The organism is Bradyrhizobium sp. AZCC 2230 (genome assembly GCF_036924495.1).
GTDB lineage: Bacteria > Pseudomonadota > Alphaproteobacteria > Rhizobiales > Xanthobacteraceae > Bradyrhizobium > Bradyrhizobium rifense.
This window is the reverse complement of the sequence record NZ_JAZHRS010000001.1, coordinates 2,627,750-2,653,382: the sequence shown is the minus strand read 5'-3', so window position 1 is coordinate 2,653,382 and position 25,633 is coordinate 2,627,750. Positions and strand designations below refer to the sequence as shown.

22 protein-coding genes are annotated in these 25,633 nt (G+C 64.1%); 9 read left to right on the top strand and 13 right to left on the bottom strand.

Going from position 1 to position 25,633, the window contains the following annotated elements; all coding sequences use genetic code 11:
* Genes V1280_RS13010 through V1280_RS13000 form a run of 3 tightly spaced genes read left to right on the top strand, consistent with a single transcriptional unit; the run spans position 1 to position 3,149 of the window.
* Positions 1-552, top strand: a complete 552-nt coding sequence (locus tag V1280_RS13010) for an O-acetyl-ADP-ribose deacetylase (RefSeq protein ID WP_334524051.1) — start codon at positions 1-3, stop codon at positions 550-552.
* A gap of 46 nt (positions 553-598) precedes the next feature.
* Positions 599-1,885 (top strand): serine hydrolase domain-containing protein, encoded by a 1,287-nt coding sequence (locus V1280_RS13005; RefSeq protein WP_334524048.1) that lies wholly within the window; start codon positions 599-601, stop codon positions 1,883-1,885.
* A gap of 1 nt (position 1,886) precedes the next feature.
* Positions 1,887-3,149, top strand: coding sequence for a serine hydrolase domain-containing protein (locus V1280_RS13000; protein WP_334524045.1), 1,263 nt, complete (start codon positions 1,887-1,889; stop codon positions 3,147-3,149).
* Between the two features lie 113 nt (positions 3,150-3,262).
* Here the strand turns inward: V1280_RS13000 and V1280_RS12995 are convergent, their stop codons facing one another.
* The 6 genes from V1280_RS12995 to murI all read right to left on the bottom strand — a co-directional run bounded on the left by V1280_RS12995 (position 3,263) and on the right by murI (position 8,478).
* The gene (locus tag V1280_RS12995; protein ID WP_334524035.1) at positions 3,263-4,330 is read right to left on the bottom strand and encodes a threonine aldolase family protein; all 1,068 of its coding nucleotides are present in this window, start codon (positions 4,328-4,330) and stop codon (positions 3,263-3,265) included.
* 353 nt (positions 4,331-4,683) lie between these two features.
* Positions 4,684-5,301, bottom strand: coding sequence for a 30S ribosomal protein S4 (gene rpsD / locus V1280_RS12990; RefSeq protein WP_334524032.1), 618 nt, complete (start codon positions 5,299-5,301; stop codon positions 4,684-4,686).
* Positions 5,302-5,499: 198 nt separating this feature from the next.
* Positions 5,500-6,267, bottom strand: a complete 768-nt coding sequence (locus V1280_RS12985) for an acyltransferase (protein ID WP_334524029.1) — start codon at positions 6,265-6,267, stop codon at positions 5,500-5,502.
* Between the two features lie 123 nt (positions 6,268-6,390).
* On the bottom strand, positions 6,391-6,774 hold the full coding sequence (locus tag V1280_RS12980; protein WP_334524026.1) for a cupin domain-containing protein: 384 nt from the start codon (positions 6,772-6,774) through the stop codon (positions 6,391-6,393).
* Between the two features lie 71 nt (positions 6,775-6,845).
* Positions 6,846-7,619 (bottom strand): HpcH/HpaI aldolase family protein, encoded by a 774-nt coding sequence (locus V1280_RS12975; protein ID WP_334524023.1) that lies wholly within the window; start codon positions 7,617-7,619, stop codon positions 6,846-6,848.
* 61 nt (positions 7,620-7,680) lie between these two features.
* Positions 7,681-8,478, bottom strand: coding sequence for a glutamate racemase (gene murI, locus V1280_RS12970; protein ID WP_334524020.1), 798 nt, complete (start codon positions 8,476-8,478; stop codon positions 7,681-7,683).
* A 170-nt stretch (positions 8,479-8,648) separates the two neighbouring features.
* Here murI and V1280_RS12965 point away from each other — a divergent pair, with 170 nt between their 5' ends.
* Together V1280_RS12965 and V1280_RS12960 are read left to right on the top strand one after the other, a co-directional pair.
* Positions 8,649-9,200, top strand: a complete 552-nt coding sequence (locus V1280_RS12965) for a cytochrome b (protein WP_334524017.1) — start codon at positions 8,649-8,651, stop codon at positions 9,198-9,200.
* 234 nt (positions 9,201-9,434) lie between these two features.
* Entirely contained in the window at positions 9,435-10,076 is a 642-nt protein-coding gene (locus V1280_RS12960) for a glutathione S-transferase family protein (protein WP_334524014.1), read from the top strand.
* 7 nt (positions 10,077-10,083) lie between these two features.
* Here V1280_RS12960 and V1280_RS12955 read toward each other — a convergent pair whose 3' ends face one another.
* Complete coding sequence (locus tag V1280_RS12955; protein WP_187436907.1) at positions 10,084-10,890, bottom strand: Crp/Fnr family transcriptional regulator; 807 nt, start codon at positions 10,888-10,890, stop codon at positions 10,084-10,086.
* 268 nt (positions 10,891-11,158) lie between these two features.
* A complete protein-coding gene (locus tag V1280_RS12950) occupies positions 11,159-12,238 on the bottom strand; it encodes a SecDF P1 head subdomain-containing protein (protein ID WP_334524009.1) in 1,080 nt (359 codons plus the stop codon).
* A 247-nt stretch (positions 12,239-12,485) separates the two neighbouring features.
* On the opposite strand from V1280_RS12950, the gene V1280_RS12945 reads away from it, so the two are divergent.
* Entirely contained in the window at positions 12,486-14,393 is a 1,908-nt protein-coding gene (locus V1280_RS12945; RefSeq protein ID WP_334524006.1) for an acyl-CoA synthetase, read from the top strand.
* A 69-nt stretch (positions 14,394-14,462) separates the two neighbouring features.
* On the opposite strand, the gene V1280_RS12940 is transcribed toward V1280_RS12945, so the two are convergent.
* Positions 14,463-15,803: an ABC transporter substrate-binding protein gene (locus V1280_RS12940; protein ID WP_334524003.1), complete on the bottom strand. Its 1,341-nt coding sequence runs from the start codon at positions 15,801-15,803 to the stop codon at positions 14,463-14,465.
* Positions 15,804-16,035: 232 nt separating this feature from the next.
* Between V1280_RS12940 and V1280_RS12935 the strand changes: the two genes are divergently transcribed.
* The gene (locus V1280_RS12935; protein WP_334524000.1) at positions 16,036-17,889 is read left to right on the top strand and encodes an ATP-binding protein; all 1,854 of its coding nucleotides are present in this window, start codon (positions 16,036-16,038) and stop codon (positions 17,887-17,889) included.
* A gap of 140 nt (positions 17,890-18,029) precedes the next feature.
* Positions 18,030-19,355, top strand: coding sequence for an LVIVD repeat-containing protein (locus V1280_RS12930; RefSeq protein WP_334523996.1), 1,326 nt, complete (start codon positions 18,030-18,032; stop codon positions 19,353-19,355).
* Positions 19,356-19,482: 127 nt separating this feature from the next.
* On the opposite strand, the gene V1280_RS12925 is transcribed toward V1280_RS12930, so the two are convergent.
* Positions 19,483-20,655: a M20 aminoacylase family protein gene (locus tag V1280_RS12925; RefSeq protein WP_334523993.1), complete on the bottom strand. Its 1,173-nt coding sequence runs from the start codon at positions 20,653-20,655 to the stop codon at positions 19,483-19,485.
* 618 nt (positions 20,656-21,273) lie between these two features.
* Here V1280_RS12925 and V1280_RS12920 point away from each other — a divergent pair.
* Positions 21,274-21,861 (top strand): TetR family transcriptional regulator, encoded by a 588-nt coding sequence (locus tag V1280_RS12920; RefSeq protein ID WP_334523990.1) that lies wholly within the window; start codon positions 21,274-21,276, stop codon positions 21,859-21,861.
* Positions 21,862-22,305: 444 nt separating this feature from the next.
* Here the strand turns inward: V1280_RS12920 and V1280_RS12915 are convergent, their stop codons facing one another.
* The 3 genes from V1280_RS12915 to V1280_RS12905 form a co-directional block, all read right to left on the bottom strand.
* Positions 22,306-23,337 carry an MBL fold metallo-hydrolase gene (locus V1280_RS12915; protein ID WP_334523987.1) on the bottom strand — a complete coding sequence of 344 codons (1,032 nt, stop codon included), beginning with the start codon at positions 23,335-23,337 and terminating at the stop codon, positions 22,306-22,308.
* Between the two features lie 259 nt (positions 23,338-23,596).
* Complete coding sequence (locus V1280_RS12910) at positions 23,597-24,247, bottom strand: response regulator transcription factor (protein WP_334523984.1); 651 nt, start codon at positions 24,245-24,247, stop codon at positions 23,597-23,599.
* Positions 24,248-24,254: 7 nt separating this feature from the next.
* Positions 24,255-25,622: a sensor histidine kinase gene (locus V1280_RS12905; RefSeq protein WP_334523981.1), complete on the bottom strand. Its 1,368-nt coding sequence runs from the start codon at positions 25,620-25,622 to the stop codon at positions 24,255-24,257.
* Positions 25,623-25,633 lie beyond the last annotated feature (11 nt).

Genomic DNA, 25,633 nt, shown 5'->3' with positions numbered 1-25,633 from the left:
GTGACGGTGCTGACGCGCCGGATCGGCGCCGTCCAGCTCGACGTCATTGTTGCTGACATCACCGCGCTCGGCGTTGACGCCATCGTCAACGCCGCCAATACGTCGCTCCTTGGCGGGGGCGGCGTGGACGGTGCTATCCATCGCGCCGCCGGGCCCGAGCTCGTCGCCGAATGCCGCATGCTTCATGGCTGCAAGACCGGCGATGCCAAGATCACCAAAGGCTATCGGCTCAAGGCCGCGCATGTGATCCATACCGTCGGACCAGTCTGGAACGGAGGCACGATCGGCGAGGACGATCTGCTCGCCTCCTGCTATCGCCGCGCGATGGAGCTGTGCGGACAGCACAAGCTGACCTCGGTGGCATTCCCCGCGATTTCGACCGGCATATATCGCTTTCCGGCCGACAGGGCGGCCGAGATCGCCGTCCGTACGACGGTCGAAATGTTGCCGGCCGCGCCATCCGTTGATGGGGTCGTTTTCTGCTGCTTCTCCGAGCCAAGCGCTAAACTCCATGCCGAGGCGCTCGCGCGACACAGCGGCCCTTGTGCCTGATGGCGTCGTCAGTACACTCCGCCCGGCCATGTTCCGGGGAGGGGATATGATTTTACGTTTTGGACGATTTGCGTTGGTCTGCGGCGCGCTTGTCTCGCTTGGCGCGATGTCGCTCGCGCGCGCGGAAGGCACCTACGAGATTCCGGCCGGCGCGCATTTCAATCAGGACAAGCTGGGCAAGATCAGCGAGTTCTTCAAGAACGAGGTCGCGACCGGCAAGATCGCCGGCGCGACCGTGCTGATCAAGCAGCGCGGCAAGCCGGTCTATCATGAGGCCTTCGGCGTGCAGGACGTGGTCAGCAAGGCGCCGATCACCGACAAGACGATCTTCCGCCTGTTCTCGATGAGCAAGGCGATCACCGCCGTGGCCGCGATGAAGATGCTCGAGGACGGCAAGATCAAGCTTGACGACCCCGTCTCGAAATACATCCCGTCCTTTGCCAATGTGAAGGTCGGCGTCGAGAAGAAGGCCGACGACGGCACCAAGTCGCTTGAGCTCGTGCCGCCAAACCGGCCGATGACGGTGAAGGATCTGATGACGCACACGTCGGGCGTCACCTACGGCTTTTATGGCGACACCCTGGTCCGCAAGGCCTATCGCGACGCCAATATCTATGCCGGCGATTTCGACCTCGCCGAGTTCGCCGAGCGCATCGCAAAACTGCCGCTGCACAATCAGCCGGGTGCGCTCTGGCAATACGGCCATTCCACCGACATTCTGGCGCGCGTCATGGAAGTCGCGGCCGGCAAGCCGCTGCTCGATATCGAGCGGGAGACGCTGCTTGGTCCGCTCGGCATGGTCGACACCGGCTTCCTCGTCACGGACCCGGAGAAGCAGAAGCTCCTGGCGCAACCGGTGCCGAACGACAGCGATTTCCGGGTCGGTCGCATCAACGATCCGACGGTCGTCAAGAAGATCCAGTTCGCCAGCGGCGGCATGGTGACGACCATGGCCGATTACGAGCGCTTCGCGCAGATGCTGCTCAACGGCGGCACGCTCGACGGCAAGACCATCCTCAAGCCGGAGACGTTCAAGCTGATGACGACCGACCAGGTCGGCCCGAATTCCGGCGTCAGTCGTGACTATTTCTATTTCCCCGGCGACGGTTTCGGCTTCGGACTCGGTCTCGCCGTCCGCACCGATCCCGGCAACGCAAAACCGCCGCCGCCCGGCGATCTCGGGGAATTGAAGTGGGACGGCGCCTCCGGCTGCTATTTCGTGATCGACCCCAAGCAGGACATGTTCTTTGTGCTGCTGGAACAGACCCCGACCGAGCGCCAGCGCATCCAACGGACATTGAAGCAACTGGTCTATGAAGCCATGGAGAACTGACATGTTCGGGCGCCGCGCGCTGATTGCGACGCTCGTCCTTTTGTTCGGCGTTGTCGGTGCGCAAGCGGGCTCCGAGAACCGCGGGCACAAATTCACGCCGGAGGGCCTGGCAAAAGTCTCCGACTACATCAGGAACGAGATCGCGACGGGCAAGTTTCCGGGCGCGATCCTGCTGCTCCAGCAGCACGGCAAGCCGGTCTATTACGAGAATTTCGGCGTCCGCGACGTCGCAACCGAACTCTCGATGAGCGCGGATACGATCTTCCGGCTCTACTCGATGTCGAAGCCGATCACCTGTGTCCTTGCGATGATGCTGGTCGAGGAGGGCAGGCTCGCGATCAGCGATCCCGTCTCGAAATACATTCCGGCCTTTGCCGGCATGAAGGTCGGCGTCGAGAAGAAGGCCGAGGACAACAAGATCTCGCTGGAGCTGGAGCCGCTCAATCGTCCGGTGACGATCGAGGATTTGATGCGCCACACCGCAGGGATTCCTTACGGCTATTACGGCGGGGGCCTGGTGAATAAGGTCTATGCCGACGCCGGTCTGTTCGACAACAAGGATTCGACCAACGCCGACCTCGTCGCGAAGATCACTGCGCTGCCGCTTGCCGAACAGCCCGGCACGATCTGGGACTACGGCCATTCCACCGATGTGCTCGGCCGCGTCATCGAGGTGATATCGGGGAAATCGCTGTTCCAGTTTGCGAAGGAGCGATTGCTTGATCCGCTCGGCATGAAGGACACCGCGTTCTATGTTGCCGATCCCGCCAAGTGGCCGCGCATCGCCGAGCCGATGCCGGATGATCGCGCGATCAGTCCGATGACGCAGGTCCGCGATCCCCGGAAACCACTGAGGTGGGAGTCGGGCGGCGGTGGCCTCGTCGGCACCGTCGGCGACTATGCGCGCTTCTCACAGATGCTGCTCAACGGCGGCACTCTCGACGGCCGACGCTATCTCAAGCCGGAAACCATCGCCTTGATGGCGTCGGATCACGTCGGTCCCGAAACCCACGTCGAGCGCGACAGGAATTATTACCCGGGGGAGAACTCCGGCTACGGCCTCGGCCTCGCCGTGCGGACTTCCGTGCCGGCAGGCACGTCGTGGCCGCTCGGCGAATATCGCTGGGATGGCGTCGGCGGCACCTTCTTCTTCATCGATCCCGAAGATGATCTGTTCGGGATCTTCATGGTGCAGACCCCGTCGCAGCGCGGCCGGATTCAGCTCGCGCTGAAGACGCTGATCTATCAGGCGATGGGGCGGTAATCGCTGAAGGTTCGTGGCTTGCGTAGCCCGGATGGAGCGAAGCGCAATCCGGGACACTCTGGCCGATCGGATAGATCCCGGATTTCGCTGCGCTCCATCCGGGCTACAGAACTTTACGCCCCGCGCACGATCTCTCTGACATAGCCGATCGTTTCCTCGATCTGGCTCGCATTGACGTCGAGATGGGTGCAGGCGCGGATACGGCCGTCCATCATCGCGAGCGTCACGCCGCGCTGGCGCAGTGCGGCGACCATCTTGTCGCCGGGGATGCCGGCGCCGTCGGGCTTGAAGAACACGAGGTTGGTTTCGGGCTCCTGCACCTCGACGCCTGAGATCTGCGACAGGCCGCGGGCCAGAGCCCGTGCATTGGCGTGGTCGTCGGCGAGACGATCGACGTGATGATCGAGTGCGTAGATGCAGGCCGCCGCGCAGACGCCGGCCTGCCGCATCGAGCCGCCGAGGCGCTGCTTCCACTGCCACACTGCGTCGATGAAGGCCCGCGAGCCCGCGAGCACGCCACCGATCGGCGCGCCCAGGCCCTTGGAGAAATCGATCCAGGCCGAATCCCAGCCTGCGGTCATGTCGCGCGGAGAGATGCCGCTCGCGACAGTAGCGTTCAGCAGTCGTGCGCCATCCATGTGGGTGACGAGGCCGTGTTGTTTCGCGATCGCGACGATCTCGTCGAGGGCGACCTTCTTCCAGATCGTGCCGCCGCCGATATTGGCTGTCTGCTCGACGCTGACGACCGTCTGGGTCGGCTGGTAGCGCGTGCGCGGATGCAGCGCCTTGCGGAACGTCTCCGGCGTGAACTGGCCGTCGGCGCCCTTGAGCTGTGTCACCTGGAAGCCGCCGATCGCCGCATGCGCGCCGCCTTCGCGAGCGATGATGTGCGCGGTCTCATGGGCGAGGATCTCGTCGCCGGGACGGCAATGCACCAGCGTCGCGGTGACGTTGCACATCGTGCCCGAAGGCATGTAGACGGCCGTCTCCTTGCCCATCAGCTCGGCCACGCGCTCGCACAGCGCATTCACGGTCGGGTCGTCGCCGACCTGCTCGTCACCGACCTCCGCGCGCGCCATCGCATCGCGCATCGCAACCGTCGGCTTGGTCTGGGTGTCCGACAGCAGATTGATGCGCACCGGCGGCGCTTTGGGATCGATCGGGGGAGGGGTGTAGAGCATGGCTGTTCTCGTCATTTCATCTAGTCGAACAATTGCGACGTATTGCGAGGCCGTTCCGATGAGAGGTGCTTAGTCGCGAGAACGTTGAGCGACGCGGTCTCGCGCGGCGAGGAGGATGTCGTCTGGCGTGTCGGCTGTGAAGATATTGCAATCAGGCTGAGCGAACAGCCCCCGATATCGGCAGATCTGCTCGTCGCGGGAGAGGGCCCCCCACGCTCGAAGCGCCGCTTCGGTCGGCGCTGCCGAAGGCAGAATATTGGCGAACTGGTCGGCCGTGCGAGACATCAATGGCATGCTACCAAACAAAAAGGCCCCGGTGAACCGGGGCCTTTGATGTTGAACTGCTGAGCCTATCAGCGCGAATAGAATTCGACGACCAGATGGGGCTCCATCTGCACCGGGAACGGCACGTCGGAGAGGGCGGGGATGCGCACGTACTTTGCGGTCATCTTGCCGTGGTCGACTTCGAGATAGTCGGGGGTGTCGCGCTCGGGGAGCTGGCTGGCTTCGAGAACGTGGGCGAGCTGCTTGGAGGCTTCCTTGACCTCGATCACGTCGCCGACCTTGACCTGGTAGCTCGAGATGTTGACCTTGCGGCCGTTCACCCTGATGTGGCCGTGGTTGATGAACTGGCGCGCGGCGAAGATCGTCGAGACGAACTTGGCGCGGTATACGACTGCGTCGAGACGACGCTCGAGCAGGCCGATCAGGTTCTCGCCGGTGTCACCCTTGAGGCGGCTCGCCTCGACATAGATGCCGTGGAACTGACGCTCGGAAATGTTGGCGTAGTAGCCCTTCAGCTTCTGCTTGGCGCGCAGCTGCACGCCGAAATCGGAAAGCTTGCCCTTGCGGCGCTGGCCGTGCTGCCCGGGGCCGTACTCGCGGCGGTTGACGGGGCTCTTCGGGCGGCCCCAGATGTTCTGGCCCATACGGCGATCGAGTTTGTACTTCGCCTCACTGCGCTTAGTCATCGCGTCCTCTTCGGTTGCATGGTTTGAGGAAACGCGCCCTCCTGGGTGACGGGCTAGCCCGGCACTGACAGGTCCGATCCCCAAAGCTTAAGGGACAGGACCACGGGTCGCGAAACGCTTCGCGGGCCGAAATCGGCCCGCGAGCAGGCGGCTTTTAGGGCGGTTTGGGTCGTTCTGTCAATGCGAATGGTCCCGGAATCAGGTCCCGACGGCCCGGATCGGCTTTGGGCCGGCCGCGCGCAATTCGGCAGCGATTTCAGTGTTCAGCACCTGTTCCAGCTGGGTCAGGACCCGGGCGATGGGGGCGGCGTCGGTGACCCGGTGATCCCAGCGGATCACGACATGGATGGTCTGGTCAGGCTCGACCACCCCATAGCTGACGATGAAGGGGCCGGGCGTGATGGGGTGGAGCTCGCCGCCGCCATAGGCGGCCACCGAGCTCACCTGGAAACTGCCGAACCAATTGCCCCGCTGCCGGCCGAAATTTAAGCCCACCGCCCAGGACAGCCGCCGCAACGGCAGCGGCAGGCGGGTCGCCCGCATGATCTTGCGGAACATCGGGACCTCGTCGATCGGCGCGGTCTTGGCACGCCGGATTTCGGCGTCGACCGCGGCAAGCGCCATGGTCTCCGGGGCCGCGATTCGCTGCGGCATCACGCATTCCTCGCCGTCCTCGACCCGGGCGATGGCGATCAGCGCCACGCTCTTCGGCAGCTCGTAGAGCGACGGCCAGGGCCATTTGGCGTAGACGGTGCGCAAGACCGGCTCGTCCCTGGCGACCAGGGCGAACGCCTTGACGAACATCGCGGCCCAGCCGGCCGGCGCCATCGCGCCCGCACGGGCCTCCAGCAGGGGCCGGATATTGAGCGAGCGGGACAGCGAGACGAACGGCACGCCCATCGAGGCGCGCATGAGGTCGATAATCAGGCGGCGCGGCAGCGAAATGTTCTTAGGTTGACCGCGCATCGTTCTCCGGTTCCCGCGGATTGACTTGGGGGACTGATATTGGGGGACGGCGAGGGGGCGCCCGCTCGCCGACTGCTCTAGCATGAACCAACCCGCTTGGGTGCGGATCGGTTCGGCCCTTAATCAGGGTGCCGGCGAAGCCAGCGGCTTGGTCTTGTCGACGATGTAAACTCCCAGCACTTTCATAGCCTTATCGCCATGGGCCTTGGCGTCGTGCGCGACGCCTGCCGGGATTTGATAGGAATCGCCGGCCTTCAGGGTCCTGTCCGGCTGCCCCTCGACGAGAAGATTGAGCTCGCCTTCCAGCACGTAGCCCGTCTCAATTCCAGGATGGGTGTGGCGTCCGGCCGCGCCACCTGCAGGGACTTCCGCGATGGCCGTGATGGTGTTGTAGCCGTCTGGGAACTCGACCTTCTGGAGCGGGGTGCGCTGGATACCGCTCTGCTGGGCAAAGGCGGCGACGGCGAGGCCGGCGAAAGCAAGAACGAGCAGGCTCTTCTTGAGCATTGATTGTTTCCTCCCTGGAACGGCCGACCGTAGCAGCGCCGCCGTTCCCGGCAAGGTGGCAATCGGCCTGTTCAGCGCTTGATACCGTCGAAGGCCGCCATGATACCGCGCTGGAACAACGACCAGTCGAAGCCGAGCGCGATCGCGCGGTAGCCGCGGTCGATCAGGGCGTTGGCCTGGTCCGCGGTTCGGGCCACGCCGCCGATCGGCACGCCGCTTCTGAGGATGCCGGCTTCCGCGCGGGCGACCAGTTCGAGCAGCTCGGGATCGCCCATCTGTCCGCGCTTGTTGATGGACGTGGCGAGGTCGCCGGGGCCGATGACGGCGACGTCGATGCCCGGCGTCGCCATGATTTCGTCGATGCGGTTGACGGCCTCGACATGCTCGATCGTGATCATGCAGATCATCTCGTCGTCGGCTGACGCCATGTAGTCCGGCATCGACTGGCCCCAGCGGAACGGCGCGTGGAACGGACCCCACAGACGATCGCCGCGCGGTGGGTAGCGTACGCTGCGCACCGCCTTCTCCGCCTCGCTGCGGTTCGTGATCATCGGGAAATTGATGCCGAAGGCGCCGATGTCCATCGGCGCTTTCGCGAGCCACGGCTCGTTCGCCGCGATCCGCACCAGCGGCGTGCACGGCGTGCCCGTCGTCGCGGCGATCATCGCATGCGCTTCGGTCAATCCAATCGGGCCGTGCTCGAGATCGACGATGATCCAGTCGAGCGAGCGCGCCATGATCTGCACCAGCTGGACGCTCGGGATCGTTGCGATCGCGCCGAAGGCGGGGCGGCCTTCGCTCCACAATTGGCGGAGGCGATTGAGCGGCGTGGCGGGGACCGGCATGTGATGACCTTGCGCGAGATGACGACGGCCAAGCCTAGCAGCGCGCCGTGGCTGCGAAAAGTCAGGCCAGCGCGCGGCCGCCGAAGAACGGCATCAGGGTCGCCCCGAGCCCATGTGCGCGGTTCGATGTAAAGATCATCTCGGCGCCGGATTGCACGATGTCGCCACTGTATGGGCCGAGCAGATCCGAGACGCGGCGGGCGATGGCGGGTGCCGGGTCGATCCACTCGACCGGCCATGGCGCGAGCCTCTTCATCCGGTCGAGCAGCAGCGGATAATGCGTGCAGGCAAGCACCACGGTGTCAGTACGCGTGCCCGCGTCTGCGGCATCGCCGACGAAGCAGGGGGTGAGCTCGGCGAGGACATCGCCGTCGCTGATCGGGTGGCCGCTGAGTTCGCGCTCCGCAAGCGAGGCCAACTCGGGCGAGCCGACCAGCGTGACCTCGCAGCCTAGCGCGAAATCGCGGATCAGTGCCTTGGTGTATTCGCGCTTCACGGTGCCCTTGGTGCCGAGCACCGAGACGCGGCGGGTTTTCGAGCGGGCGCAGGCCGGCTTGATCGCCGGCACCGTGCCGACGAAGGGCGCGGAATAAGCGGCACGCAGATGCGATAGGACCAGGGTGGAGGCGGTGTTGCAGGCGATGACGACGAGGTCAGGATCATGGGTGCCGATCAGCTCCCCCATCAGCGGCACGACGCGGGCGATGATCTCGTCCTCGCTGTGATGGCCATAGGGGAAGAAGGCATCGTCGGCGACGTAGACGTAATGCGCATCCGGACGCGCGGCCACGACCTCACGCAGCACGGTGAGGCCACCAAGGCCGGAGTCGAATACGAGGATCGTCGGAGAATTGGTCACGTCATAACTCTAGCCCGCCATGGTTACCATTCGGTTTTTGGGCGGTTTTGGGGCGGGGATGGCCGGCGCCCAGTTTGGAACGATTCAATTTCACCTTTGCCGCATGTTCCCGCTATTTGCAGCCGTGCTGCGCTGCGGTTGGGACATCCGCAAATTTTCGGGGAGCCGACATGATCAGAAACACGAAGGCCGGCTGGGGCAGCGTCGCCCGGGGGCTGCACTGGGTTTTGGCGCTGGCGATCCTCGGCATGATCGCCTTCGGCTGGTGGATGAACCACTTCCCGGCACGGCCTGATCGGTTCTTCTACCGTTCGATCCACGCCGACATCGGCTACATGATCCTGCTGCTGACGGTGCTGCGCCTGGTCTGGCGCGCCATCAATCCGACGCCGGCGCTGCCGGCCGAGACCTCGCGCTGGCAGAAGATTGCCGCCCATGTCAGCTATGGCGCGCTCTATCTTGTCGTCATCCTGGTCGCGACGCTGGGTTGGGCGCATTCCGGCGCGCGCACGCAAAATTACTCGGACTTCTTCGGCCTGTTCAACGTGCCGCAATTCACCTCTCCGGACAAAGCGGCGGCGGACGCCTATGAGGACCGCCACATCTTCTTTGCCTATGTGCTGCTGGCCCTGATCGCGGTTCACGTGATCGCAGCCCTCTGGCACCACTTCATCCGCCGCGACCGCGTCGTAGCGCGCATGGTGACGGACGAGGCGGCGTAGGGGACATAGTGCTTCCAAGCGTTCCGTCATCCTGAGGTTCGAGGCATGGGACGCAGGGCGTCCCTTGGTGAGCCTCAAAGGATGAGCGGCCCGTTTGCAGCCGGGCCGTCACCCTTCGAGGGCCGCTGAAGAAGCGGCCGCCTCAGGGTAACGGTGATGGGTCGTCGTTGCTTCGACATCGCAATGACGAAGTAGTATGGGGATCACATCCAGCTTACGCCCGCAGGAGGCCTTATGCTCACCGTTCATCACCTCGGCAAATCGCAATCCGAACGCATCGTCTGGCTTTGCGAGGAGCTTGGGATTCCCTATGAGCTGAAGCGCTATGCGCGCGATTCCGTCACCATGCTGGCGCCGCCCGACTACAAGGCGCTGCACCCGATCGGGGCAGCGCCCGTCATCGTCGACGGCGATCTCGTGCTCGCCGAATCCGGCGCCATCGTCGATTACATCATGGCCAAATACGGCAAGGGCCGCCTCGTGCTTGGCCCGGACGCGCCCGATTTCGCGCAATTCCTGTACTGGTTTCACTTCGCCAACGGCACGCTGCAAGCCGGCATGGGCCGGCTGATGCTGCTGAACCGGCTCAAGCTCGCCGAGGACAATCCGATGCTGGCCGCGACCAAGGCGCGGGTCGATCGCGCATTCGACCTGGTCGATGCGCGCGTGCGCGATGCCGAATATCTGGCCGGCAGCAGCTTCACCACGGCCGACATCATGATGGGCTTCTCGCTCACCACGATGCGCTATTTCCAGCCCTACGATCTCGCGCGCCGCCCGAACGTGGTCAAATATCTCGCCCGTATCGGTGCACGTCCAGCCTATCAGCGCGCGATGGAAAAGGGCGATCCCGGAATGGCGCTACTCTTGAGCTGAGCCGTGGTCACGCGGTCCTGTTCGTGGTCGGCGCCCGCGCCGCGGTCAGCTGCTTCTGCAGGCGATCGATGTTCTGCAGCAGGCGCTGGCTGGTCAGCACCAGGAAATAATAGCCGAACTGCGGGTCCTGGAAGTAGATCTCCAGCAGCCGGTCATAGGTGATCGTCAGCACCTGGCCGTCTTCGATGCATTCGATCGTTCCGGTGCGCCGGTTGTCTGGCGTGAGGAAGCCGAGCTCGCCCATCAGCGCGCCGGGCCCGATCTCGACATTGATTTCCTTGACCAAGAACTTGCCGGTGACGGTCAGGAGCATCTCCTTGGCCGGATCGCCGAGCTTGAAGAGCGTGTCGCCGTGGCGATATTTGCGTTCGGTCATGAACGGCTTGAGCCATTCGATCGACATGTCGCCTTCGGCCGCATGCCGCGCCTTCTTGACCAGCTTGAGCATTTGTCGCAGGCGGATGGCGTTGATCGGCAACAGCAGCAGATATAGGACGAACGTCGAGACATTTGCGGAGAGCGCACCGAAAATGGCGAAGAACGCACAGCCGATCATGTTGGCGACGCGCAGCGGAACCATCGTCCGCATCAGCAAGGTTGCGACGAAGAAGCCGGCGCCGACCGTAGCGAACATGTTGGCCAGCGTGATGTTATGGACGAAGATCTCCAGCAACCGGTTGAAGATCGCGTCGTAGGTGACGTTGTTGGGGTCGAGGCCCATCTGGACCAGGATCTTCGCGATCCTGAGGTTATCCGTCGCCGCATCCAGAATGCGGTCGAGGATCGAGGAAATGTCTGCGCTGCCGGACGGCATGGTCCTATCCCTGCGTAAGGCTTTCAGTCCTGCTCGGTATTCGTATAGCCGAAATCGAATGACGACCGCTTGAATGAAGCCTTCGGCCGTCATGCTGCAAGAGGCAAATTTTAGCCTGATCGGGCATTTCGGCAATTGCCCGTTGGTTGCGCGTATGGCCTCGGGCGGCCCGTGATTCGGGGCCGCCGCGGCGCGGGCCTGGGCGTCGTGAACGGATTTTGGACGAACTTGGGCGCCCGTGCGGCGGGGGCGCGGGGTGATCTCCGCCTCAGGGCTTGGCGGCGGCCTGGATGACCTGCTGCTCGACGAGGGTCAGGTGCCCCGGCAGCGCGCCGGCGCGCAGCAGCATGGCGACGCTGTTGGCCTCCTCGAGGGTGAAATTGCCCGAGATCTGGACCGAGCCGCCGGTGATGGGCTCGCGGATCACGGGGGCGGCTATCACCTTGTCGTCGAGCGCGATGGCGAAGGATCTGCCGACGTTCTCTTCCGTGACATGGGCGAGGCGCCGCGTGCCGCGTCCGTTGAAGCGGAACGAGGCGACCGGGTCCTTGGTGCCGGCCGCAAAGCCGGGCGCCGCATAGTTGATGTCGTCGCCGTCGAGCACGCTGTCCTTGGCGACCAGATAGGGGCGCTTGTCCTTGAAGCCGAGCAGGACTTCGGAGCCTTCGGGCGGCGTGCCGGATTGCGCCTGCTCCGGCGACATCGAAGCGTCGATCAGGCGGAAGCTGACCTTGACCTTCCGTGCGAAGGTCGCGGTGATGCGCTCGGGGTCGGTCACACCAGGCAGGAAGATGCGGATGCGGTCGGTCCCGTCAGGGACGACGCTGACAAGCTTGACGCCGGAATCCTTGAGGCGCTGCTCGATCATGGCGATGGAATCTTCGACGAGTTCACTCAGCCGTGCAGCGGATGCGGCATCGGTCGGCGCGAGCCTGACCGCCCCGTCGCCGCCGTCGGTCACGGCGAGCGCATGGGAGGGCAGTCCGTCCGCGGCCGAGGCGAGCTTGCGCGCGAGCTGATCGCGGCCTTTGGCGTCCGCGATCTTGACATCGACTCCGCCGTCGCGGATCGCAAGATTGGAGAAGGCGATATGGCCGTCGTGCAAATTCTTGTAGACGTCGTCGCGCAGATCCGTGGCGACGCTCTCGCGCAGGCCATCGCCGTCAACCTTGTAGACGATGCGTGACCCACCCAGTGTCTGCATCTTTTCGCCGATGAAGGCCGTGATCTTGGCGCGCATCTTGTCGAGCGGGCCATCGGCGAGCGCGGCGCGCGGCTGGGCGATCATCGTTGCGATGGTGAGTGCGACGATCAGCCGTGTGGCGCGGTCCCGCAGGGGCGTGGTCATGATCACCTCAAGTCTTGCGGCAGGACGCTGGCAGGCGAATCCGACGCATGTTCTTGGTCCCGGGATCGGGCGAGGAGGTTCAAAGGCCTCGAATACCAGTGCTACGACCGTGCCGTTAGGCCATGGACGAACGCCAAATCATCCATCATTCTGTCCGCGCTCGACCGGTTACCGGTCGGGGCCTCGCCGAACCAAAATGTCAAAAGACAGGCGGCGAGGGAATGCATCTGAGGGAGGACGGAATTCCATGGCGGGCATCCACGCGCTCGATCGGCTCATCGGCAACGACTATCCGGAGCTTCTGACGGACGAGGAGGTCCGGGCCTTCGAGCAGGTCCCTTACGCGGACCGTATCGCGGCACAGAGCACCTATGATGCCATCAAGCTCGGGGCTGCGCGCAACCCCGACGGGGCGGCGATCCAGTTTCTGCAAAATGCCGATCCGGCCGATACGCCGCTCGTGGTCACCTACCGCGACTTCATCGCGCGCGTGACGCAGGCCGCCAACATGTTTCACGCGCTCGGCGCGGAAAAGGGCGACGTCATCTCCTTCATGTTGCCGCTGCTGCCCGATGCCTTCGTGACGCTGTTCGGTGCGGAGGCCGCCGGCATCGCCAATCCCGTCAACCCGCTGCTCGAGCCGCACCAGATCGCGGAAATTCTGGAAGCGGCGAACACGAATATCCTGGTGGCGCTCGGGCCGATGCCGGGCACCGACATCTGGCAAAAAGTCGAGCAGATCCGCCCGCAGCTCAAGCACCTCAAGGCGATCGTGCAGGTGGCCGGCGGCGGCGACCCCGCCAATAGAATTTTCGCGTTCAGCGACCTGATCAAGCAGCAGCCGTCCGACCGGCTTATCAGCGAGCGCAAGATTTTGGGCAGCGACATCGCGGCCTATTTCCACACCGGCGGCACCACCGGCACACCAAAACTGGTGCGGCACACCCACGCCAACCAAGTCTATCAGGCCTGGGCGCTCAATCTGCTGCTGAAGACAAAGCCGGGCGCCAACATGCTGTTCGGCATGCCGTTGTTTCACGTCGGCGGATCGTTGACCCAGGTGCTGCTGACACTATCCGCAGGCGGCTCGCTGGTCGTGCTGTCGCCGAGCGGCTGGCGCAATCCGAATGCGGTGAAGAACATCTGGGGGCTGGTCGAGCGCTTCAAGCCGGAGGCGCTGTCGAGCGTGCCGACGGTGCTCGCCGCAACGCTCGCGGTGCCGCCTGGGAACGCCGACATCTCCAGCCTGAAATATGCAGCCGGCGGCGGCTCGGCGATTCCGGTCGCGGTCGGATCTGCGATCCAGGAGAAGCTCAAGCTGCCGGTGGTCGAGGTCTACGGCATGACCGAGACCTCGAGCGTGCACACGCTCGCTTATCCCAGCCGGCCGATCCGGCTCGGCTCGGTCGGCCTGCCCATGCCTTACGCGCGTGTCCGCATCGTGCAACTCGACGCCGATGGCAACCTGATTCGTGATTGCAAGCCGGACGAGATCGGCGTCGTCATCATGGCCGGGCCCGGCGTGTTCGGCGGCTATCTCAACGACGCCCACAACAAGGGGGCTTTTGTCGATGAGGTCTGGGTCAATTCCGGCGATATCGGCCGGCTCGATGCGGATGGCTATCTCTGGATCACCGGCCGTGCCAAGGACCTCGTGATCCGCGGCGGCCACAACATCGATCCGGCGCCGATCGAGGAGATCATGTTCCGCCATCCCGCCGTCGGTTTCGCTGCGGTGGTCGGCCAACCCGACGCCTATGCCGGCGAATTGCCGGTGGGCTACGTTCAGCTGAAGCCGGGCGCCAAGGTCGAGCCGGGCGAATTGGAGACATGGGTGCGCGAGCGCACGCCGGAGCGCGCCGCCGTGCCCGTGCAGATTATCCCGATTGATCCGATGCCGGTCACGGGCGTCGGCAAGGTGTTCAAGCCGCAACTGCGCTGGGACGCCGCGCAGCGCGTGTTCACGAAGGTGCTGGCGCCGCTCGCCGAGCGCGGCATCGACTGCAAGGTCAAGGTCGGCGCCCATGGCAGTCATGGCTCGATCGCGACCGTGACGGTTGTGGGCGCGCCGGAGGACAAGCAGGGGGCGGTCGCCGGCGAGGTGCACAAGCTGCTCGACCCGTTCGTGATGCGGCATGAGGTGGTTTTCGGCTAGTTGGGGGTAAGCCCGATGGGGCCGCGCACGGCGTGGCCCCACTTCTTCCGATTGCATTGCGCATCGCCGCTACCCGCGGATCGCCGCATTGGCCCTTTCGGCTGCGCCCGTCATCGCATCCTTCGCCGATTTCGCACCGTTGACCACTTCATTCACGCCGATCATGAAGGCGTCCAGGATCGGTCTCGATTGCGGATGGAAAAGGATCGCCTTGGCGCGGTCGACATCGGCATTCTGCAAGTTGGTCAGCGCCGCCTCGGCTGCCTCCGAGCCGAACGCCGTCTTGAAGCCCTTGCTCGACCAGGCCGACACGCGTGTCGTCGCCAGCCCCGCAGCAGCAGTCCGCAACGAGGTCGCCTTGCTCGTCGCCCAGAGCAGGAACAGGAAAGCCGCCCGCTTGTTTCGGGATTTGGAATTGATGCACGCCTGCCAGTGCGACATGAAGGGGACGGGTCCGCGACCGGCGAGATGCGGAAAGGTTGCAAATCCCGCCTGCTTGGCGACACGGCTTTTCGCTGGATTGGAGATGTCGGTAGCGAAGTTGCTGCTGTCGATTGCCATCGCCGTCCGCCCCTGGAGGAAGTCGTCCAGCACGTTGTACCATTCATAGCTGCCGACGCCGGCAGGCCCGGCCTGGCTGAGCAGCTGTCCGTACATCTCGACGGCCGCGATCGCCTCCGGGCTCGCGAAAGCGACCCTGTCGTGCTCGACCATGGCCCCACCGTAGGAGAACACGAAGCCCATGGCCGGTGGGGAGGAATTGCCGCCGGCCTGGGCCCGCATGGCGATCCCCGACATCCCGTTGGTCTTGACCGCCTTGGCGGCGACTAGCAGCTCTTCGAAAGTCTGGGGAAGCGGCTGGTCCTTGGCTGCCAGCGCCTCCTTGTTGATGAAAAGCGTCATCGCCTCGGAGGTAATCGGGACGGCATACCGTTCGCCGTCCGACCACAGCGGGAAAGCTCGAGCCGTCTTGAGCAGATCGCTCTCGTCATACCACGCGGGATCGGTCAGCGACCTCTGGGAAAAATAGCCGTTGAGCGGCTCCAGCCATCCATTCGAGATGCCCTGGCCATAGGTCGTGAACATGAAGACGTCGGGCGTGCTGCTGCCGCGGGCGAGCCTGATCGGCAGCGCACCGAGGTACGTGGTTTCCAGTTGGAAATCGACGGTGACGTTAATGCCGGTGAGTATGGTGAACTCCGGCAACAGCGGCGCGATCGCATTCGACCACGGATGGATCGCGCCCGAAAGCGCGATCGTCTGTCCCGCAAATTGCTTCCAGTCGATCGCGGCGGCATCGGCCGGTGGCGCATCCTCCGCTACGCCTCGCCCTGGCAACAGCCCGACTGCCGGCAAGACGGCTCCCGCCGCTCCCAATCCCTTGACGAAGCTCCGACGGCTGGTTGACACCCCACCGCTCCCTGAGTTTCCGCCTGGCACCATGTTGGCGCTCCTAATTGCGGGCAGTCAATTGCAACAAAGGAGACGTCGCCCGTGACATTGTGCCCCGCCAACTGGCGGATTTCGGCGCCGGTGTAGCGTGCGTCGAGAATGGCGTGGTTCCCCGCTCACCTGCGCGGACCCGCCCATGCTATCGTTCCGGCATCGCTCCGGTCCGACGCGCGTCGAAGATACACGGCCAATGTCAGTCCTTGCTCCTGGCTATTATCTGCGGTGGTTTGCTCGTCCGCTGATCCTCGCGGTCGCAGTGCTTGTGACCCTGTTTGCCGCGACCGGCTTCCTCGGCCTGCAATATTGGCAGGAGCGGCAAGCAGCTCATCATTTCACCGAGCACAGCCGCCAGGTCCTCGAAACGCTCGATCGGCTGCGGGCGATCATCGCGGAATTGGAGACCGAAAGGCGCGGGTATCTCATGACCCTCGATCCCGCCTATCTCAAGGCCTACGGCGTCTCTGACGAAAGTGTACGACGGGAGGCTCAGGCGCTACAGACGCTGGTCGCGGACGATCCGTTGCAGGGCCTGCGGGCCGGACATCTGGCACTGACCGTTGCGGCAACACTACGCGAAATCGACGAGCTGCTGAAGACGGCCGGCACGTCCGGGCTGGCCGCGCTGGCAATGATCCGCAGCATGGACGAGATCCGCTCGCAAATCGACCAGATGGTGGATCACGAGCGCTTTCGGCTCGCCGACCGGGAGGCGCGCGCTGAAGCATTCGAGCGACGCTGGACCTGGCTGATCGCCGGCGCCGTTGTCCTCGTCGTCGCGCTGGCCGGAGCGGCGTTGGCGCTCGCCCGGCTCGAAGCGAAACGGCGAAGGAAGGCGACCGAGGAGAACATCCAGCTCCAGAGTGATCTTGCAGCACGAGATATCAAGATCAGGCGCCTGTTCGATGCCAACATCATCGGCATCATCATCTGGGAAGTCGAGGGGCGCATTCTGGAGGCCAACGATGCATTCCTTCGCATCGTGGGATACGACCGGGAGGATCTCGCCTCAGGGCGTCTGCATCGGACCGACCTCACGCCGCCGGAATGGCGCGACCGCGATTTGCATACCGTGGCGGAATTGAAGCGGGTCGGGTCGGCCCAACCATTCGAGAAGGAGTATGTGCGGAAGGACGGAAGCCGTGTGCCGGTGCTGATCGGCGGGACCATGTTTGGGGAAGGTACGGATAATGGCGTCGGCTTCGTCCTTGATCTGACGGCTCTCAAGCGGGCGGAAGCCGAAGGCCGCGAACACGAGCGGCGCTACCGTGAAGCCCTGATGGAGCTCGCGCACGCAAATCGCGTCACCACGATGGGGCAACTCACCGCTTCGATTGCCCATGAAGTCAACCAGCCTATCGCCGCGATGGTGGCGAACGCCGAGGCCGGGTTGAACTGGCTGGAGGCCCAACCGCCAAATTTGGAGCGGGTTCGACAGACGTTCGGCTGGATTACCAGTGACGGCATGCGAGCCGGCGACATCATCGGCCGGATTCGGGCGCTCATCAGGAATGCTCCTCCGCAAAAAGAGAATCTGGAGATCAACCCGGCGGTGCTTGAGGTCATCGCGCTGACCCGCAGCGAAGCATTCAAGAACGGCGTCTCGGTGCGAACGCAATTCGCCGAGGGCTTGCCGGCCGTTCAGGCGGATCGGGTTCAACTTCAGCAAGTGGTGCTCAACCTGATCGTCAACGCGATCGAGGCGATGGCCGCGGTCGGCGAGGGGGAACGCGAGTTGCTGATCAGCACCGGTCGGGATGCATCGGACGGCGTGCACGTCACTTTGCGGGATTCCGGTCCGGGGCTGGATCCGAAGAACGTGGAGCGCCTGTTCGAAGCCTTCTACACCACCAAGCCCACAGGTATGGGGATGGGCCTCGCGATTTGCCGCTCGATCATCGAGGCGCATGGTGGACGGATGTGGGCTGGTGCAAACGAGCCTCGGGGCGCCGTCTTCCAGTTCACCTTGCCTCTCGCGTCAGACCAGACCGCATCTCGCCCGATGAGGGCGGATGAGCCAATAGGTCTACGCTCTGCGGTCCGATGACGGGCGCCACGTAGCGCGTCTTCACCAACGTGCTGACGCCGCTCGTCGATCGCGACCGTGACGCTTGCGCGGCGGACGACACAAGGCTTGCATGCCTCGCCGCAAGCGAGCATCATCCTCTAAAAAAATGGGGGAAACCGATGCCTGAACTCACTCGCCGCAGCCATCTTCGGCAATTGTCGGCCGTGCTCGGATCCGCCGCGCTGCCTGGTTGGTCGGGGTCGACATGGGCTTCAGAGGCGGACATTCCCCCCGAGGGCATCGGCAAGGGCATCCAGCACATCTCTTACAGCGATATCGGCGGGCGGCCCGACAGTGTGCAGGTGATGTTCAACCGGCAGCACATCTATGTCGGGCACATGTTCAGCGACGGCGTAACGATTTTAGACGCCTCCGATCCGCGTGCGCTGAAGCCGGTCAATTTCTTCACCGCGGGACAATACACCCGCACCCACCATCTCCAGGTGGCGGAAGACATGCTGCTGCTTGCCAACGGCGCCAATATCGTCGCGATGCAGTCCTACGACAACATGCGCGGCTATTTCGAGAACACGCTGGTCGACAGCATCACCAAGGCGAAGAAATTCCGCTCGGGCCTCTCCATCCACGACATCTCCAAACCCGCCGAGATGCGCGAGATCGCGTTTCTCGAAATGCCCGGCTTCGGCATCAACCGTCTGTGGTGGCCGGGCGGCCGCTATGCCTATGTGTCGGCGCATTTCGACGGCTTCACCGACCACATCCTCTGCGTGGTCGACCTCAAGACCATCACGAAGCCGGAGATCGTCGCGAAATGGTGGCTGCCGGGGATGAATCGCGCGACCGGCGAGCCTGCGACGCCGAAGGGCAAGCGCTACGCGCTCCATCACATGATCACGGCGGGCGATCGCGGCTATGCCGCCTGGCGCGACGGCGGCTTCACCATCCACGACATCAGCGATCCCACCAATCCAAAACTGCTGTCGCACATCAACTGGTCGCCGCCCTTCGCCGGCGGCACGCATACGCCGCTGCCGCTGCCGAAGCGTCAGCTTGCGATCGTCGCGGATGAAGCGAATGCGGATCAATGCGCCAAGGGCCTGTTCCACACCTTCGTGCTCGACGTGCGCGCGCCGGAAAACCCGGTGCCGATCGCAACCCTGCCGACGCCGCGCGACCGCGATTTCTGCACCAACGGCACCTTCGGCCCGCATAATCTGCACGAGAACCGCCCCGGCTCGTTCCAGAGCGAGGACACGATTTTCGCGACCTACAACAATGCCGGCGTGCGGGTGTTCGACGTCACGGACGCCTTTGCGCCGAAGGAGCTCGCCTACTGGGTGCCGCCGACGCCGAAGAAGCTCGTCGATCCCCGCCCGAACGTCGCGCTCGCGGCGAAGACCTGTGATGCCTATGTTCGGCCCGACGGAATGATGTTCGTCAGCGACTGGAACGCCGGCATGCACGTGCTGCAATATCAGGGATGAACTGCCGCCCGGGTGACGCTGCCGTAGGGTGGGCAAAGGCGCAACGCGCCGTGCCCACCATTTGCGGCGGAGAACGCAGTGGTGGGCACGCTTTCGCTTTGCCCACCCTACGAGACCGAGACCGACGCTACCCGACCGGCATCGCGGTTTCGATCAGGCGCACCCAGAACGAGGCGCCGTGGCCCAGGATGTTGTCGTTGAAGACGTAAGCCGGGTGATGGCATGCCGGGCTGTCGCCCATGCCGACCAGAATCATTGCGCCGGGGCGCGCTTCCAGCATGAACGAGAAATCCTCTGCGCCCATCATCGGGATGAGTTTGTCGTTGACGCGGTCGGCACCGACGATGTCGCGGGCCACGTCGGCGGCGACGCCGGCTTCGCGCGCATGATTCAAAGTCACCGGATACATCCGCGTGTATTTCGTCTCCGCCGAGCCGCCATAGGCGCGGGCGACGCTCTCGGCGACTTCGCCGATGCGGCGCTCGACGAGATCGCGCACATCAGGATCGAGCGTGCGTACGGTGCCGCCGAGCTCGGCGGTCTCGGGGATGATGTTGAAGGCGGTGCCGGCGTGGAATTGCGTGATCGAGATCACCGCCGACTGCAGCGGATTGACGTTGCGCGCGACGATCGATTGCAGCGCGTTGACGATCTGCGAGCCGATCAGGACGCTGTCGATCGCCTGGTGCGGGGTGGCGCCGGCATGGCCGCCTTTGCCGTGCACGGTGATGCGGATGTTGTCGGAGGAGGCGAGCAGCGGACCCGGCGTGGTCGCGAAATGACCTTCGGCGAGGCCCGGCATGTTGTGCATGCCGTAGACCTGGTCGATGTTCCAGCGCGTCATCAGCCCGTCCTCGACCATGGCCTTGCCGCCGCCGCCACCTTCTTCGGCGGGCTGGAAGATCACGACCGCGGTGCCGTCGAAGTTGCGCGTCTCGGCGAGGTATTTTGCGGCGCCCAGCAGCATTGCGGTGTGGCCGTCATGGCCGCAGGCGTGCATCTTGCCCGGGATCTTCGAGGCGTAGGGCACATCGGCGGTCTCCACGATCGGTAGCGCGTCCATGTCGGCGCGGAGCCCAATCGCCTTGCCGGAGCCGGATTTGCGGCCGCGGATCACGCCGACCACGCCGGTGCGGCCGATGCCCGTCACCACCTCGTCGCAACCGAACTCGCGAAGCTTGTCGGCGACGATGCCGGCGGTGCGGTGGACTTCGTAGAGCAGCTCCGGGTTCTCGTGGAAATCATGGCGCCAGGCGGCCATTTCATCGGAGAGGGCGGCGATGCGGTTGACGATGGGCATGGGGAGAATCCGTTTCTTCTTCGTAGGGCGGGTGAGCGCCGCGTAACCCGCCGAGGAGGCGGGCGGCGGCCCAGGGGGGGCGCCGGCCAAATGCCCTTTACGCCGTGATTTGGCAGAGGGGGAGGGCGAAACAAGCGGCGCGGCAAGGTGGCGGGGGATGACGGGGCTGAAAGGTATCATCGTCCGCGGATGGATGTGGCCGCCGATGGGCCGGCGACCCCGGCAGTGGCCCCCGCAAATAATCGCTGTCAATCACGGATCATTGAATGACAGATATTGAAATCTGTCAGCGTGACGTGTATATCCGTTCTCGGGCGCTCCGATTGGGCGTCTGGCGGCATCCCGGAACCCCGACATCCCAACAAATGGGGATCGAGGGTCGAAATTGAACAACGGGGACCGCCAATGATTGGAGACTTACGACAATGACGACCGAAATCATCAATCTCACCGGGACGATTGGGCATTGGCTCAATTTACTGGTTGCGCGCCAGATCGCGGCGCAGGCTGCAAAACTGCCTCATTAGGGCGAGAGCTTTCCGAGACGGCCGGCAAGGGCGCTTCGGAAGCAGCTCCATCGCCGGGTAACTGAGCCCTTAAAGGGAACATGGTGCTGGCATGAACGAAGCCGTTGTCTTGACGCCGGAGCGGATCCTCGAAGTCACCGAGGACGTTTTGCGGCGCTACGGACTCGCCAAGGCCACAGTGGTCGATGTTGCCCGTGCGCTCGATGTGAGCCACGGCAGTGTCTATCGCCATTTCCCGAGCAAGGCTTCGCTTCGCGAGGCCGTCGCCAAACGCTGGCTTGACCGCATCGACGCGCCGTTGCTGGCGATCGCTCAGGAGCAGGGCCCTGCGCCTGTGCGGCTGGACCGCTGGCTGCGCACGCTGTTCGCGGCGAAGCGTTCGCGTGTGCTCGACGACCCCGAGATGTTCGAGACCTATCTGACGCTGGCCCGCGAGGCCTGCGCGGCGGTCAAGTGCCACAAGGACACCATGATCGACCAGATCGCGGCGATCCTGATCGACGGCGTGAAGCAGGGCGTGTTCGCTGTGGACGATGTCAAGACGACCGCGCGCGCGATCTTCGATGCGACCGTCCGCTTCCACCATCCGGCCCATGCCGACGAGTGGAAGGATGCCGATCTGCCTGCGCGCGTCGACGCGACACTCGCGCTGGTGCTGCGCGGGTTGAAGGCCGCCTAGACCGACACGCTCCTTCCAAAGCGCGTAACTCCCGATTCAGCCTTTCGCCTTGCGCAGAAGGGCCTCCTCGCGAAGGGAAGGCGAGGGGGGCGATTGCCTCCGCGGGTGAAAAGTGGCGTCGGAGGATGCGACAACCGGCGGGCTCTCTGGATATGTATTCACCGCGATTTCGACAGCGTCCTTTGACCGCCTCCGAAGCCGGTAGAACGTGAGCTCCTGATCGAGTGCAGGGCAGCGGAAGTGGATGACGGCCGTATCTGGCAGGCGGCAAAGTTGGTCGATGAGTTCGCCCACGGTGAGGAGCGGAGGATCGACGAGGGGTCGGTGCATAGCCTTACTCATGGGGCAACTCCTTCACTGTGTTGCTAACCAAAGCGCGACGGTGTCGGTTCCATTCCGCTCGCCTCAAGCGTTGGATAAAGGTGCGAACTGTGCGCCGCCGCGCTAAAGCGCGGATCCCAACCGCAACCCGCGTGACCGCAATATGCCGAACGGGTCTTCGCGCGCGGCCAGTTTCCGATATGTCGCAAGGTCGTCAAGCGTCGGACCTTCCCCGCGTCTGGTATTCCCACTCGTTCCAACCGAAATCGACGTGCCGAGGCCGGCATAGAGATAGCTGTCGCCGAACGCCGTCTTGAGCGCGGCGAAAGTGGGCTCACCGGTGCAATGCCCCGGTGCTACGGCGTCGACCTTGAACTTGTCCTTCAGAGCGGTAACGACTTTCGCGATTGCCTCGTCAGGCGCGACGACCAGATGAAATCCGCCGGCGATGAGACGAATCCTGGGATTGATACCGGTCGCCGCTTCGACAATGCGCTCGATCCCGGGGTGCGAACAACCGACCAGAAGGACTACGCCTTCTGCGGTGTTGACGGCCAAAGACAGCTCCTTGAGTTCTCTTGTCCCGGGCGCGTCGGAGATCAGCGAAATAAGCGTGATACCAGGAGCAATCTCGGTCGTTTGATCGATCAGTTCGAAATTTGCGTTGGCCCATGCCGAGCCGGACTTCATCACCGCTGGGGGCTTGCCTCCATAGTACCGCATCTCCGGCGGCAAGGCCTCATCTTTCCGGTAGAAGCTGGACGGCAGCGAAGAGCCGTAGATGCCAAATCCTTCCTTCGGCGCGTAGATCTTGACGGTCGGATTGACGCTCAGGACGTAGGACAGACCCGCCATATGATCGGAGTGGCGGTGCGAAAGAACGACAAAGTCGAGCTCCGAGAGGTTGACACCCTTGGCCTTCACGTTTGCCGCGAAGATTTCGGGGTCGTTACCCGTGTCGAACAAGATGCGTTTTCCCGCGACTTCGACAAGGGCGGAAAAGCCCCAGTCCTTTGTCATCGCGTTATTTGTGCCGAAGGCGTCATAAAGAATGGTGATCTGGTCTTTCGCCTCAGTTGCTGCGCTTTCGGTCGTTCCGATCGCGAAAACATTGAAGGCGATCAGTGCTGCAAGAAGACTGTCCCTGATGTTCATGGAAGCGTCTCCTGTTGTCGTGCCAAACATACAACGGGAACGAGGGCGGCTTCGAAAGAGCAGGGCCAAAAGGCTCGCGTCAAGATCGGAGCCCAGCAGACATCCGCCGGATGCTATGCCTGCGATCGAGCCTAGCACAATCTGAGAGAGACTGGAGACGTTCGTTGGGGCGGCCGGCCGGAACCAGATATTCTCAGGCTTGGGTATTTCAGACCTGGGCGCTTCAGACTTGGGCGCTTCAACGTCCAGCCGACAAACTCTAGATCTTCGTCAGCCCGCAAGCCGCCGCCAGCCGCACCAGCTGTGCATCCGTGCGCGCGCCGGTCTTGGTCTTGATCAGATAGTGATAGTTCTGGACGGTCTTGACGCTGAGATTGAGATGCGTCGCGATCTCTTCGGTGGTGGCGCCGCCGGCGAACTGGCGCAAAATCTCGATCTCGCGCTCGCCCAGTTGATCCAGCGCCGATCCTGTCGACAGGCTGTCCTCGGCCAGCACATGCGCGATGTCGTCGCTCATGGCGCGCTCGCCGCGCGCGACACTGCGGATCGCGTTGACGACGGCGGACGGGGCGCTGCTCTTGGTGACGAAGCCGGAGGCGCCGGCATTGAAGGCGGCTTTCACCAGCACCGCCTCGTTGTGCATGGTGAAGACGAGAATCCGCGCCCGCGGATTGCGTGCGCGGATGTTGCGGATGGCCTCGAGCCCGCTGGCGCCGGGCATCGAGATGTCCATCAGCACGACGTCAGGGTCATGCGTCTTGAAGGCGCCGTAGGCATCCGCGGCATTGTCGGCTTCCGCCACGACATGGAGATCGCCCTGGCTCTCCAGCACGCGCCGGTAGCCCTGGCGGACGATCGGATGGTCGTCGACCAGCAGCACCGAGATGCCTGTTGCTGCGACCTCGCTCATGGCGGCCTCATGCAGCAAGCGGGATTGTCGCGGCGACACTGAGCCCGCGGCTTGCGGGCAGGATCGACAATGATCCGCCGGCAGCTGCGACACGCTCGCGGATGCCGGTGAGGCCGAAGCCGGCGGAGCGCGCCACGCGTGCCGCATCGCCGCCGCCGTCGTCCACGACGCGGATCAGTAGCGCATCGTCCTCGCCCGCGCACCGCTCGACGTGTAACGAGATCTCGCGGGCCGCACCGTGGCGCAGCGCATTGGTCAGGCATTCCTGGGCGACGCGATAGGCGGTCGTGGCGGCCGGACCGCTGATGTCGGTGAGGTCGCCCTTGAGGTCGAGCTGGATCGTCGGCTGCGTCGCGCTCTGCGAGCGCCAGCTGTCGACGAGGTTGACGAGGCTTGCCTCGAGCCCGAGTTCCTCGGGCAGGGGATTGCGCAGCCGCTTCAGCGCATCGCGCAGCGAGGCCATCAAATGATGCGTGGCCTGCGAGATCATGCGCGCATCCTGCGCGATGCCGTGATCCCTGTCTTTCACACTCGCCGTCTCGATCGTGTTGGCGAAAGCCAGGATAGCAGAGAGATTTTGCCCGAACTCGTCGTGCAGCTCGCGGGCGAGCGCGCGTCGCTCGTCGTCGCGGATCTCGATCAGGCGCCGCGTCAGCGCCGCGCGTTGTTCGACGGATTCTTCCAATCGGCTGCCGAGTTTCTCGACGGCGCCGCCGATCATCCCAAGCTCCATGGAGCGGAAGCGCGGCAGTTTGGTGCGATACTGGCCGCGCGCCATGCGTTGCAGGGCAAGCACAATAGCCCGCGCCGGCGCCAGCGTGTGCGCGATCGCCAGCGAAGCGAGCAGGGCGATCGCCGCCCCCATCAGCAGCGCGACGTCGATCACGTTGAGAATGTACTCCCAGGCGAGCGAGATTGCGGCCGCTTCATCCGGTGTCGCGACCACCGTTCCGGCGGCCGCAGCGCGGGGGCTCACGGGCCGCACCACCTCGGCGTGGCTGCCCAGGAAGGTCGGCACGATCGACGCGAACCAGCGCGGCGGCGTCCGGCCGATCCCCTGGCTCTGGCCGCAAAGCGGCTTTTCGAATGAGGTTGCCGGCTGGAACTCGACGCAGACACCGGGCGAGATCAGCTTCATCGTCTCCAGCGTCCGCCACTCCGGAACCGGCACGAGATGCTCGCGCATCCTGCTGCTGCGCAGCAAGAGCTCGTGCCAATACAATGCCTGAAGCGCCTGTGCGACCCGCTGCGCGGAGGCGGCAGTCGCCCGGTCGACGCTGCGATAGGCATCGAACGTGGCCCATATGGTCGCGGCTCCCAGGCAGAGCGCAACGATGAGAAGCAGGCGGGCGACAAGCTGAAGCACGAGGCGCATGCGATCACCCC